The 12,907-nt window shown below is 40.1% G+C and carries 11 protein-coding genes; 6 read left to right on the forward strand and 5 right to left on the reverse strand.

The features are described 5' to 3' along the window. Nucleotides 1-40 precede the first annotated feature (40 nt). Together ACR30L_RS09155 and ACR30L_RS09160 are read left to right on the forward strand one after the other, a co-directional pair. A complete protein-coding gene (locus ACR30L_RS09155; protein ID WP_435237705.1) occupies nucleotides 41-463 on the forward strand; it encodes a MarR family winged helix-turn-helix transcriptional regulator in 423 nt (140 codons plus the stop codon). 23 nt (nucleotides 464-486) lie between these two features. After that, nucleotides 487-1,692, forward strand: coding sequence for a multidrug effflux MFS transporter (locus ACR30L_RS09160; RefSeq protein WP_435237706.1), 1,206 nt, complete (start codon nucleotides 487-489; stop codon nucleotides 1,690-1,692). 68 nt (nucleotides 1,693-1,760) lie between these two features. On the opposite strand, the gene ACR30L_RS09165 is transcribed toward ACR30L_RS09160, so the two are convergent. From ACR30L_RS09165 to ACR30L_RS09175, 3 genes are read right to left on the reverse strand one after another with little or no spacing between them, the layout of a single operon-like run. Continuing rightward, the gene (locus ACR30L_RS09165; protein WP_435237707.1) at nucleotides 1,761-3,323 is read right to left on the reverse strand and encodes a hydantoinase/oxoprolinase N-terminal domain-containing protein; all 1,563 of its coding nucleotides are present in this window, start codon (nucleotides 3,321-3,323) and stop codon (nucleotides 1,761-1,763) included. After that, the gene (locus tag ACR30L_RS09170; RefSeq protein WP_435237708.1) at nucleotides 3,316-4,461 is read right to left on the reverse strand and encodes a DUF917 domain-containing protein; all 1,146 of its coding nucleotides are present in this window, start codon (nucleotides 4,459-4,461) and stop codon (nucleotides 3,316-3,318) included. Before ACR30L_RS09170 ends, ACR30L_RS09165 begins: the two co-directional genes overlap by 8 nt. Then, nucleotides 4,451-5,740, reverse strand: a complete 1,290-nt coding sequence (locus tag ACR30L_RS09175; protein WP_435237892.1) for a cytosine permease — start codon at nucleotides 5,738-5,740, stop codon at nucleotides 4,451-4,453. Before ACR30L_RS09175 ends, ACR30L_RS09170 begins: the two co-directional genes overlap by 11 nt. Nucleotides 5,741-5,859: 119 nt before the next feature. On the opposite strand from ACR30L_RS09175, the gene ACR30L_RS09180 reads away from it, so the two are divergent. Both ACR30L_RS09180 and ACR30L_RS09185 read left to right on the forward strand, forming a co-directional pair. Next, nucleotides 5,860-6,774 carry a LysR family transcriptional regulator gene (locus ACR30L_RS09180; protein WP_435237709.1) on the forward strand — a complete coding sequence of 305 codons (915 nt, stop codon included), beginning with the start codon at nucleotides 5,860-5,862 and terminating at the stop codon, nucleotides 6,772-6,774. 188 nt (nucleotides 6,775-6,962) lie between these two features. Then, a complete protein-coding gene (locus tag ACR30L_RS09185) occupies nucleotides 6,963-7,904 on the forward strand; it encodes a D-2-hydroxyacid dehydrogenase (protein WP_435237710.1) in 942 nt (313 codons plus the stop codon). Between the two features lie 41 nt (nucleotides 7,905-7,945). Here ACR30L_RS09185 and ACR30L_RS09190 read toward each other — a convergent pair whose 3' ends face one another. Beyond that, nucleotides 7,946-9,334 (reverse strand): MDR family MFS transporter, encoded by a 1,389-nt coding sequence (locus tag ACR30L_RS09190; RefSeq protein ID WP_435237711.1) that lies wholly within the window; start codon nucleotides 9,332-9,334, stop codon nucleotides 7,946-7,948. A 406-nt stretch (nucleotides 9,335-9,740) separates the two neighbouring features. Here ACR30L_RS09190 and ACR30L_RS09195 point away from each other — a divergent pair, with 406 nt between their 5' ends. Next, the gene (locus ACR30L_RS09195; RefSeq protein WP_435237712.1) at nucleotides 9,741-10,706 is read left to right on the forward strand and encodes a nucleoside hydrolase; all 966 of its coding nucleotides are present in this window, start codon (nucleotides 9,741-9,743) and stop codon (nucleotides 10,704-10,706) included. Between the two features lie 43 nt (nucleotides 10,707-10,749). Here ACR30L_RS09195 and ppk2 read toward each other — a convergent pair whose 3' ends face one another. Continuing rightward, nucleotides 10,750-11,532, reverse strand: coding sequence for a polyphosphate kinase 2 (ppk2, locus tag ACR30L_RS09200; protein ID WP_435237713.1), 783 nt, complete (start codon nucleotides 11,530-11,532; stop codon nucleotides 10,750-10,752). Nucleotides 11,533-11,704: 172 nt separating this feature from the next. Here ppk2 and ACR30L_RS09205 point away from each other — a divergent pair, with 172 nt between their 5' ends. Next, complete coding sequence (locus ACR30L_RS09205; protein WP_435237714.1) at nucleotides 11,705-12,700, forward strand: substrate-binding domain-containing protein; 996 nt, start codon at nucleotides 11,705-11,707, stop codon at nucleotides 12,698-12,700. Nucleotides 12,701-12,907 lie beyond the last annotated feature (207 nt).

A 12,907-nucleotide genomic window follows, 5' to 3' on the forward strand; every position in this document is an offset into this window, starting at 1 on the left:
GGGATCTTATCATCCCTTTATTACATTATACGGAGTTAATTTGTCAGATTATCGTCGAATAAATCATGCATTACGTGTCATTCATATGAACATTCGTTGCAAAATGAGCGCTGAAGTTAAACGTCAAAATGTAGAATTTTCACCCTTAGAGCATATTGCAATGGGCCAAATTTTAAAATCAGATGGTACTTCTCAACAAATGTTGGTTGCGTCCATGAATAAAGATAAAGCACAAATAGCGCGGATAGTTGCTCGATTATTGCGACAGGGGCTAATTATTAAACAGGAAAACCCAGAAGATAAACGTGCTGTTTTATTACACTTGAGCAGTAAAGGAAAAAAACTACTTACTCGTCTTGATCAAGTTGAGTTAGAAGTGATGTCTGAGATGATGAATGGATTTTCTCAACAAGAATCAAATACATTTCGTGATTTACTTGAACGTATTAATCACAATTTATAATTATTTTCCATAGGAATATACCATTGAAACAAATACAACATCGATTAGGCAATAAAGGCACACTGTTCTTCCTTGTGATGATCAGTGCTTTTCCTCCTCTTACGACGGATTTATATCTTCCCGCGCTACCTAAAATGGTTGAAATTTTCGGGACGACGCAAACCATGGTTAACCTCACATTGAGTGTTTACTTCGTCACCTATGCCTTTGGTTTATTATTTTGGGGACCATTAAGTGATAAGTTTGGCCGTAAGCCTATTTTACTTTTGGGGATTGGGATTTATATCGTCGGCAGTTTACTCTGCGCAGCTTCACCTAGTATTGAATTTTTGATTGGATCTCGTCTATTACAAGCCTTTGGTGGGAGCGCTGTTACCGTGGTCGCAACTGCTATTGTCAAAGATATGTACAGTGGTCGTGAGCGTGAAAAAATAATGGCAACGATTATGTCATTGGTCATTATTGCGCCCATGGTTGCTCCTGTTCTCGGGGCTTTTTTGTTAAAAATAGCCTCCTGGCCGATGATGTTTATCGCATTAGCTGTATTTGGTGTGTTTGCTACCATTATTGCTTTATTTTATGAAGAAACGTTAGATAGTCGTTCAACGGGGTCAATTTTCAAATCCTGGGGACGTTTAGGCGTGGTTTGTCAGAACCCGCGTTTTCTATCGTTATTAGGGATCTTTTCATTACCCCCCATGGCGATGATGGCTTTTCTGAGTGCCGGCTCATATATCTATATTGATGGGTTTGGTTTGACAGAGCAGCAGTTTGGTTATGCCTTTGGGTTAAATGCTTTTTGTGCCTCCTTTGGACCGACTATTTATATGAAATTATCTCAATATATATCGGTTAGAAAAATTATTACTCTGTGTTTCTGTCTATTGACCTTGGGCGGTTTGTTAATGATTAGTGTTGGGCATGTATCACCGTGGATATTTGGTTTGATTGCAGCGCCTGTCACTATGATGGTGATTATTACGCGTGTGCCTGGTACTAATTTGATGTTAGACCAACAAACCCAAGACACCGGTTCAGCCGTGGCAATTATTCAATTCTCGGGCATGATTTGTGGTTCAATCGGGATGATGATTGTGTCCTTGAACCCAGAAACGTTAATACATAATTTAGGTACAATTCAATTAGTGATTGGGGCAACAGCAGGGGTTCTATGGTTTCTTGTTAAAAAACGTCCCTACGTGGTTGATAATTTGTTTAGTGCAACCTAGGGCGATTTTGTCGGTAAGAGGCAGCCGTTGTTAATCGCTGCCCGTTGGATGACGATAAGATTCTGTTATTAATTGATTTGTCCGGCGGCTTTTATTTTTACATGGACCATATTGCCGGGCAGATAACTGAGCGGGATTTCACTTTTTTCAATCACGCTAATACCGATCGGACTTGCCCCAGCATCAATGGCAATGTTTTTGGCTTGTTCAATTAATTCAGTCAGAATTTGTGTTCGTTGCGTTGGATTAATCGCAACGACTTTATCGAGTTGTCCTGATATTTCTCCCAAGGCAACGCCAATTGCATTCGCGACTTCAAAATGATTCGGTCGAATAACTTCACTTACGCCCATAAATTTTTCTGGCATGAGTGCGCTTCCTCCTCCAACTAAAATAACCGGTACCTGTGCCGATGAGGTTTTCATCTTATCAATACCTTCTTCAATGCGTTCGACCATTAGCTGATAGATCTGTTTTAGCTTATTCGTATCCACATTAATGGGCTGGAGCGGTGTATTATCACTCCAATTCATCTGGCCTGTTGCTAGGGCTACATCGGTTAACGTTAAGGTATCCCCACCAAAACTTAATGCTTGGCTAATAAGAGAATGACCAACACTTTCTGGGCCTAGAACAATATCCAATGAGCTGATGTCAACCCGTGTTCCACCGCCAATTGCTAGTGCAAGGATATCTGGCATACGGAAATTGGTTCTGACTTCACCGAGTTCCACTGCGGCACAGGATTCTCGTGGATAACCATGGCTTAATGCCCCGATATCGCTGGTAGTACCACCCACATCGACGATAATGGCATCCGACAGTTTGGTTAGATGACTTGCACCGCGAATTGAATTTGTAGGTCCACAAGCAACGGTCAAAATAGGATACAAAAGAGCAAATTCTTTAGACATTAATGTGCCATCATTTTGTCCAAAATAGGGGGTGACATGGATCCGGTGGTTCGTTAACGCATCGCAAAATCCTTGTACAAAACGGCTACCTATTCCTCGCAACAAGGCATTGAGAATGGTCGCGTTTTCGCGTTCTAACATGCCTAAGCTACCGACTTTATGAGACAGGGAGATATTAACGTCGGGCAATATTTCACTAATCCATGTTGAAACGGTTATTTCCTGCTCCCCATTTACCGGAGAAAAAACGCCTGAAATGGCAATCGAGTCAACTTTACCTTTCATTTTCTCGCACAATGTTTGAATTTCAGCTTTATCAATATCGGCAATTAATTGGCCATTATATTCATAGCCACCATGTGCTTGATAAAAGTGTTCGCCTAATAACTGTTGCCAAGATTTACTCCAGCCAGATAATGGTGGTACAGCACTGCCACTAGGTAGGGCTAGGCGGATCAAGCCGACGCGATCTAGACCACGTTTTTCTACAATGGCATTGGTACATTGCGTTGTACCAAGCATCGCATGTGTTATTTGCTCGCCCTGTAGTTGTGATTTGGTGAGCAAACTGGTGATTGCATTATCAATCCCACTGTATATATCCGTTGTAGTGGGGACTTTAATTTTAGCAATACAGTTAAGTGAGGCGTCTAGGATAACCCCGTCGGTATTAGTGCCACCGACGTCTATGCCGAGACGAAAAACCGCTTTATTCATGACATGCTCCTGAATTATTTCTACTGGCGATAAGTGATTCAATGGTGTTGTAGGCTAGGTCGTAGCCAAAGTAATTGGGGCCCGCAACTTCAATGCCTTTGATGGTTCGCCATTTCGGATCACAGGGGTAAGCAATTAAATCAATACGTTGACCATAGCGAAGTTGTTCCGTTGTGATTGGATGACCGGTTTCATGATCTAAAATAGAGATAAGATCTGGGGTGGTTGCTAATAAATTTTCAGCGCACATATCAGCTTTACTATTGCCATAATGCGCCAATAATAATTCATTTTGGAAATGTACATACACCTGTGTGTTTTCCGTTTGATCAGACCGACGTTGCAGCTTTTCAATGGTCACACCACCGGTAGCAAAACCACCGGATGTTGTTCGTTCGATATCAATAATTTTGCCACTGATCAGGCGATATCCTTTCACAATTTTCAACACAGCATCGACGGCATTGTCACCATTTTGGTTTGCATGTCGAATTGCTTGGCCTATTTTAATCGCCTTTGAAAGTGTCCCGGGTAGGGCACTTTTCTTCAGGTTTTTACCATTCATGGGGTAATCGCAAATAGCGGCTGAACCGCCCATTTGTTCGGTAATAGGACGAACAAATCGTTCCGACCAACGCCCATCGAGTGGATATAGAATTGCCACATTGCCCTTTTCATCGGCAAGGGTGTTCGGTGCAGAAGGTAACCCATCTAAATAAAAAGTGACCATTTGCGATTCGGGAAAAGCCCGTCCCATTGCATCACAGTCAATCACGGGAATCCCTTTTTGTGCCGCAACGAGGATAGGAATCAATGAATTAAATCCACCGACTTCAATCGGAAAAGTAGCGGCAATGGTCTTACCTAAGGTTTTTTCCATCGCTTCAAAGGCGACTAACATTTGATCCTTAGCATTTATTTTTTCAATGGATACCGTCGGTGCACCAAGCATTGATGATGGCACTGTCATCCAATCATCTTTCACAGTAGCCAGTGGAATTAATTCTACGGGCTTGGATGCATTTGCAATCGCGACCTTCGCCATCAACGACCCACTATAGGGATCACCTCCCCCACCCGTGCCAAGAACCGTGGCACCTAAGGCAATATCATCTATCATTTGATCATTAATAAGCATGTTGGTTTTCCTTGTCTGATGCGGTGAGTTTGGTAAGCAGGTAGTAGGCAACGAATGAAGCTAGAATGCCGTCTATTGCTGAAATGCTTGTAATACTAAATAGATTGAAAAATTCACCTGCAGTGCAGGCACTGATAGCGCTGCCAAATGCCCAGGAGAATAGTCCTTTAAACATCCAAGCTGGCGCAGTTTGAATTCGTTCATATGCCAGTGCCGCTTTATCTAAAAAATAATATTGTGCTAGGTATACGCCAGCGGAAGGTGCGATTGTGACACCTAACAGGGTTAAAAATGCGGTAAATAAATCAATCATCCCGAATTGTGCAATACCCAGACCGATTACCGTCATTGCAGCCACAAGAGCAGGACGCGGAATCTTAGGTAAAACAACTGACATACCGAGACCACCGGAAACAAGGTTACTACTGTTAGTTGTCCATTGTGCAAATACCAGTACGATGATTGCTGCGATGCCTAGGCCCAATGAGAAAAAGACATCAACAAGGTTATCGCTGCCAGTAAGTTGGGTTAATAATAATGCAACGACTATGGTGGCACTATTACCAAATAAGAAACCAAAACCAGCACCTAGGATTGCATCTTTGCGAGTTTTTGCATAACGGGCAATATCTGGGGCGGCAACGGCAGCCAGGATCCAGATTGAAATGACATAGGAAATCGCTTCACCCATGGATAATGGACTGGTAATAATATGCTCACTATCGCTTTGACTATTGGCTGCCATGATTAAACCAATGGTGATCAGCGTGATCATCAGCGGCACCGAGAAAGTACTTAATTTACCGAGTGCGCGGACACCGTAAATAGCCGTGATCATCATTAATATACCGCCGCCAATAAGGGCAATGATATGGGGCATGATTAGATTATATTTTGCAAAGGCGTCAACTAGGATATAAGCAAAAAAGTCCGCTTGAAATGCAAACCAACCAATTAACGAAATACCATTAATGGCGCCTAGAATTTTACCGCCATTGCGTCCGAACACAGAGCTACTCATTAATGGGGTTGATACACCAGATTGAAAACCGATATTGGCACACAGCATGGCTAATACTGCTAAAATTAGGGATCCCATAAAGGTAGCGAATAAAGCATCATTGATACTTAAGCCACTACTTAAAAAGGCTCCTAAAAATAGTCCTGAAATATCTATCCCAATGGCCAACCAGATCAAACTGATTACATGCCAAGATCGTTTCGCTTCATCGGGGACTTGGACTAACTCAAAATCATCTATTGTCGATTGTTTATTCATATTCACCACTTATTTCCTTTAAATAGTTATGTATTGAGTTTAAAAAGTAGCAGCTTGTAACATAATGTTAAATGTATATTATAAGATATAAACATAACTAAAACTGGATGTAATGATTAATGCGTGTTCATATTGAGAAACTTGATAAGCGGGATCTTAGGCGTCTTGAAGTCTTTTGTGACATTGTCGAGCAAGGTGGCATCAGTAACGCAACGGTTAGTACTAGGCTTAGTCAGCCGGTATTAAGTAATTTGTTAATCGAATTAGAGAAAAGTTTAGGGGTTAAATTATGCCAAAGGGGACGAAGTGGATTTTGTTTAACCGACGAAGGGCGAACGGTTTACGGTTATGCAAATGAGTTAACCTCAGTACTTACCGATTTTGCCTTTAAACTTAAAGGCGTTAAGTCGACCCTAACGGGGCACGTACGGATTGGTATTTTAGATAACCTTGTTACCTTGCCCAATAATCCGATTCCAAGGGCAATTGAAGATTTTTATCAATTAAGTGATAGTGTTGAAGTGACTATTGAAGTGGGCGATTTTACTGTTATTAATGAAAAATTAGCCAAAGGTCAAATCGACATGATGGTTGTTGTGTTAGGCGAACATCAAGCTAATGCCTTTGAGCACGTCTCATTTCTATTTAGTGAAGAAAGTTTTCTTTATGGACGAAATGATGTGGTATCTTCAATACAAAATAATCATTTTTCATTGGAAAATCAACGTATCAATATTGGCGGCTACTCGGCAAATACAATGTATGCATTGTTAGATATTGATCAGCTTAAGAATATCAAGTTGATTGATGGATGGAATGTCGAATCAGGTATTATTTTATCCTTGGCTGGGACACATTTAAGCTTTTTACCGACTCACATTATTGAAAATAATCTTTTACTAAAAAATTTAGTCGCTTTACAACCGGAAAAGTGGCGATTCACCAGTGAGTTCTCACTAGTATTAAGAGAACATAAACGGTCATTATCACCAGCAGCTAGGTCATTTTATGACTTAATTCTTAGTAATGTGTAATCTTAGAGTATGAAAAGTAACAAGTTAATGAAAATACTAGGCCCTAAATAAATGTAAACAAATGTGAAAAATAACTGGTGAAAATAATAACTGGGCAAGGGGGGTATTTATGCGTATTGAAAGGTTTAAATATGAGCGAAATACAATCGGCCTTGATAATGTAAAATGGATATTGGAGATGATTAACGATGGACTATAAATTAGCTATTTTATCTAGCGATGCACAAACGTATTCGACACTATTAGCCGAAGCAGATTTACCCAATCTAACCATTGAGGTTTTCGATACGTTTGCTGAAAATAATCAATATATTCAGGAATGCGATATTATTTTTGGTGCTCCAGATAGGGTGAGTCGTGCTATTCCGTATGCACATAATCTTAAATGGGTACAGTCGATGTGGGCTGGTATAACACCCTTATTGTCACCAGATTTATCAAAGAATTATACATTAACGGGTGTGAAAGGCATCTTTGGTCCGGTAATGGCCGAATACGTATTTTGTTATTTATTAATGCATGAACGTAAGGCCTTTGAACGATATCAACATCAGTTAGAAAAAGTGTGGGATGAAACGCCACCGGGCACATTACAGAATAAATTATTAGGCATTATGGGGCTTGGCTCTATTGGTGTCGATGTTGCAAAAATGGCAAAAAATTTCGGGATGAAAACCTATGGCTATTCACGCAGTCAAACAAGCTGTGATGGTGTCGATCAGTGTTTTATCGGTGATCAACTCATCGATTTTGTGAAGGATTTAGATTATCTCTTCTGTGTATTACCAAATACACCTGAAACAACTGGATTGATTAATAAAGCGTTGCTTATGCAAATGCGTAAGACCGCTGTTATTGTCAATGCTGGGAGAGGAAATTTGATTGATCAGGATGCACTTGCCGATGCACTTGAGCAAGGTCAAATTGGTGGGGCGGTATTAGATGTGTTTTTAGAGGAGCCACTTCCATCGGATCATCGATTATGGCAAACACCGAATACAATCATTACCTCTCATACCGCTGCGATGAGTGTACCAACCTCCATTGCTCCTATCTTTATTGATAACTACCAACGTTTTATTGCTGGTAGACCGCTACAATATACGATTGATTTTGAACGTGGGTATTAGATCCGCCTCTGCAGCCATTTACGCACATTTAATTCTTATTATTAATGGCTGAGTTCAACTATAGGCGCGCGTGCTGCATTGATAGCCGCCAAAGCAGCAATGACCGCCGCAATATAAAAACTCGTTTGGAATGCTGCAATAATCGGTTCCTGTGGCCCATTTCTCAAAACCTCTATACTGGTATTATGGTCAAAACCGGGCAGGAGAGTGTAGATCAAAGCTCCGAATAGTGCAGTACCAATTGCCGCGCCCAAGTTTCGTGATAATGAAGCCAGTGCGGTCACTGAACCGAGGTTTGCCTTTCCACCAACGCTTTGAATAACAAGTTGTGTTGTCGGCATCACGGTACCAAATCCAATGCCGCAGAGTAATCCTAATAAACCGACTAATTTTGGCTCTGGTGGTAGGGTGCCTAATGCAATAAATCCACAGGTAGAAAGGGACATCCCAAATACCGGGATCCATTTAGGAATGCCCGTTTTTGCCATAATTCTACCACTACATAATGCACCAAATATCTGCCCAATGGTAAGCGGCAACAATAATAGACCGGATGTTGTGGGGTTAGTTTTTAATCCTAGTTGCAAATAAATTGGGAGAAAAAAAACTAAGGCAAACATACACGCTGCAAATAGCATCGAGGTCGTGATGGGAATATAGATGGCTCTATTTTTTAGTAAATGATTCGGTAAAAAAGGCGTGGGGTGACGTTGTTGGTTACGATAAAAGAGTATCGATAAAACAATAATCGGTATTAGAAAATAGCTACTAGTGAATGATATCCAAGGAAAATTTTGTCCAGCAACGGAAGTCCAGTAAAGGAATAAAGTACAGAGAATGGGAAATACGATTAATCCGGTCCAATCAATGGGTTTATTACGGTGTTCAAGAATAGGCTTGGGTGTTAAACCCATTAATCGCCAAACAGCAATTAATGCTAATGGAATATTCGCCCAAAATAACCAATGCCAAGAGTAATTCGAAACCACTAAACCGCCAATAACCGGGCCACCAACACTCGCGCAGGCAAACATCGATGCAAAATACCCCTGATATTTTGCACGTTCTCTGGGGGGGATAAGCTCGGCAATTAATGCTTGAGACAAACTCATTAAACCGCCACCACCAAGCCCTTGAACAACTCGGCCAATAATCATATGGGACATGGTTTGCGACATTGCACCAATTACCGATCCGATACAGAAAATAAACAGGGCAAATACCAATACATTTCGACGACCATAACGATCACCGAGCCAACCATAAATAGGTACTGAAGCCGCTGTGGCTAGTAAGTATCCTATTGCAATCCAAGATGACAAGCTCAAATGACCGAGATCACTGACAATACTGGGGGTGGCAGTTGCTAAAATGGTTTGATCTACTGCAGCAAGAAACATCGGTAAAAAAACAGTCGAAAAGAAGATCAAAAATTCTTGGCGTGTTAAGGAACTTGTTTTAGATGGTGAGGCAATTGATGTGTCCAGAATCGTGTCCTTCTTAACATGAATGATTGTTCAAATCATGCCAGAATTGTAGTATTTTTGATAGTCTTTATTGACTAATATCAAGTTTAAAATATGGTTCTCTATATTGAAGAAGAATAGAAGAAAAATTGAAATAAATACATAAAATCAAGATGTTTATGCTTGTTTTTATCGCAAGATATTAATTTTATGGTAGGGTTATCAATCATTATACGCCAATGTTTATCATGAAATAATACTTAGTTTATTTCCCCCTATTAATACAGCCATCCTGTTAATTTGGTTTTTATAATATTATTTATATTTTTAGATATTGGTACTTCAAAATGGTAATAAATGGATTTACTTTATGCATAATAAACCACAAACAAACTTAATTTTTGACCACGATGGTGGTGTTGATGACCTTCTTTCTTTGATGTTGATCTTATCAATGCCTGAGGTTAATTTATTAGGTGTGACCATTACGCCGGCGGATTGTTATGCCGAAGATGCCGTCACATCTACATTAAAATTACTCGCATTGTATGGCAAAAAACATATTCCAGTTAGTGTAGGCAATCAATATGGACCTAATGCTTTTCCTGCGGACTTTCGTGCACAGCCTCGAGCATGCCATGCATTTCCTGCCATGTTACGTGTGACTGAAGATAGAAGCCAACTTACTGATATACCAGCACATCAGTGGATCATTGATATGCTCAATAAGTCAACAAGTGCGGTTACGTTATTATTAACTGGACCCGCGTCAAATTTAACTAAGGCATTAGCTGACAGCCCAAATATTAAAAAACACATTGAAAAAGTGATTTGGATGGGAGGAGCGATTAATGTGCGTGGAAATGTAGCCATGCATGACCATGATGGTACTGCTGAATGGAATGCCTATTGGGATCCCGATTCGACTTATGATTTGATTAAAGCTGAATTGCCATTGTTATTATTACCCTTGGATGCGAGTAATACATTGCCGGTAAGCTGGCCATTTTTACAAAAACTAGCGGCAGTTAACTCACCCATCACGGATCTCGCTGGGCAGTTTTGGGCGGTGACCGTCACTGCTATTCCGTCCTATGAGTTTACCTATTTTATGTGGGATATTTTAGCAACGGCATTATTAGCGATTTCATCCGATACTTATACCGTTGCATCGGGCCATTTACTCGCAAGTAATGTCTCACCGAATGCAGGGCAGATATGGTGTTCAACTGACGACAATGGTTATAAAGCGAGTTGGGTCGACAGCGTTGATGGTGACGCTGTCATTGATTATATTATTGATACATTGGTGAAGGGTGATCCCATTAACCTTTAGCGTTAATATTGGGAGCATTACCCAATAAGGTAATGCTGTCTAATTAAAATTTTAACGGTACAACACGCTGTTCTGCTTCCGGTATTTTTTCTTCATCCTTATCGCCTTTATTGAGCTTCGGTAATTCAATAATAGGGTAGTCAATTTCTTCATAATCAATGGAGGAGAGTAAATGGCTGATACAATTCAAACGGGCTTTCTTTTTATCGTCTGAAGGAACAACCCACCAAGGAGATTGTTCGGTATCGGTATAGGTGAACATCATATTTCTGGCTTCTGAATATTCTTTCCAGTGAGTCCGCGATTCTAAATCCATTGGACTAAATTTCCAGCGTTTAATTGGGGTGTTAATGCGATCAAGGAAGCGTTTTTCTTGTTTTTCATCGGAAACAGAAAACCAGTATTTCACTAAAATAATACCAGAGCGAATTAACATACGCTCAAACTCAGGACATGATCGGAGGAATTCTTTATATTCTTGATCGGTACAAAACCCCATAACACGTTCAATCCCAGCACGGTTATACCAACTTCTATCAAACAACACTATTTCACCGGCACTCGGTAGGTGGGATACATAACGTTGGAAATACCACTGGCTTTTTTCTTTTTCTGTTGGCGCGGGTAATGCCGCAATTCGGCAAACACGTGGGTTAAGTTTTTCGGTTATGCGTTTTATGGTGCCGCCTTTACCTGCCGCATCTCTACCTTCAAAAATAACCGCAACTTTAAGCCCTTTTTGTTTGACCCATTCCTGCAGTTTAATAAGCTCAATTTGAAACTTTTCGAGTTCTTTTTCATATTTCTTTGTTTTCAACTTACTCATATGGAGGGCACCTTCAAGTGGGGATAATTGCTGTTATTATAGGCTAATGTGAAAGTGAATTTAACTATTAAGTGATATTTAGTCTCGCGCCACTCATATCTGTATATATTTGATAATAAAATTAAATTAAGTATGGCATATTGAGTTATCCTTTTATTTAAATGGAGAATAAATGCGTTTAATATTAATAAGTACACTAATTAGTCTATTGCCTATTTTTTCCGTTCAAGGTGAAAGTTATAAATTTGCCATTGTCCCAAAATACCACAGTACTTTTTTCGACCAAAGTGGTAAAGGTTGTCGATTCGCAGCGTCTACACTCGACGATGTAGAATGTATTTACCGTGGACCTCTGACCGCAGATGTAAGAAATCAAGATAAAATTATCACGGAGTTAGTTGAGCAGGGGGTTGACGGGATTGCCGTAGCTGTTTCTAATTCTGAGTTTCTCGCACGCAGTAGTATCAGCAAAGCCATTGCCGCAGGTATACCTGTTATTACCTTTGATTCAGATTTCGATCAAGCGACTGTGCAGAAATATAAACAACTTAGCTTAGCCTATATTGGCACGGATAATTTTGCTTTGGGTTATGCTTTAGGTGAACAATTATTGTCTTTACGCCCGGAAGGCGGTCGTTTATTGATTCAAACCGGACGTCCCGATGCAGCAAATTTAAACTTGCGTATTATGGGGCTACGTTCAGCGTTATCTGGTATAAATGACCAGATCCCACCAGGCAAGGTACTGAATAATAAACTAGGATGGTCAGAAATTCGTACACCAATTCCGAGTTATGACAAAACAGAGCGTGCAATTAAGCAATTGGAATCAAAGATCCTGACGAAATCAAATAAAATTGATGCATTTGTTAGTGTGGGTGGTTGGCCGCAAAATGATATCAATGAATATCGACGAGTTGTTCACCCCTTAGCCGATGAAATTCGCGGTAATAAATTACTGTTGTTGTTTGCAAATTCATCAGACCAGCAACTGACTCTTTTAAGCGAACACTTAGCAACTGCAAATATAGGGCAAAGTCCCTATGAAATGGGCAGACTCGCCATATTAACATTGTATAAAATTATCACAAATCAACCCTATGATCAGATTATTTATACGCCTCTTAAGCATTGCACTCCGCAAAACGTTGACTATTGCCGCAAATAATGTGGTATTTATTGTTCTATTTCACTGCAATGTTTTGTTAGATTGCACCATTGTGTATCACTGCGAAAGTTCTCTTGACTGATTAACAGTCTATTTTGTCGATGCTAGGTAATATATATTAAATTCAAGGTGTTGGCTTATTTATTGCTTGTTAATATCAGCCAAGTCGTTTTAGCTTTTATATTTATTCCTAGCAATTAATAATAG

The sequence above is a fragment of the Psychromonas saccharinae genome (assembly GCF_051201515.1).
Taxonomy (GTDB): Bacteria; Pseudomonadota; Gammaproteobacteria; order Enterobacterales; family Psychromonadaceae; genus Psychromonas.

Coding starts and splice junctions, on each gene's coding strand:
- ACR30L_RS09165 (WP_435237707.1), bottom strand. CDS start 3,323: ATGAATAAAGCGGTTTTTCGTCTCGGCATAGACGTCGGTGGCACTAAT.
- ACR30L_RS09170 (WP_435237708.1), bottom strand. CDS start 4,461: ATGCTTATTAATGATCAAATGATAGATGATATTGCCTTAGGTGCCACG.
- ACR30L_RS09175 (WP_435237892.1), bottom strand. CDS start 5,740: ATGAATAAACAATCGACAATAGATGATTTTGAGTTAGTCCAAGTCCCC.
- ACR30L_RS09180 (WP_435237709.1), top strand. CDS start 5,860: ATGCGTGTTCATATTGAGAAACTTGATAAGCGGGATCTTAGGCGTCTT.
- ACR30L_RS09185 (WP_435237710.1), top strand. CDS start 6,963: ATGGACTATAAATTAGCTATTTTATCTAGCGATGCACAAACGTATTCG.
- ACR30L_RS09195 (WP_435237712.1), top strand. CDS start 9,741: ATGCATAATAAACCACAAACAAACTTAATTTTTGACCACGATGGTGGT.
- ppk2 (WP_435237713.1), bottom strand. CDS start 11,532: ATGAGTAAGTTGAAAACAAAGAAATATGAAAAAGAACTCGAAAAGTTT.
- ACR30L_RS09205 (WP_435237714.1), top strand. CDS start 11,705: ATGCGTTTAATATTAATAAGTACACTAATTAGTCTATTGCCTATTTTT.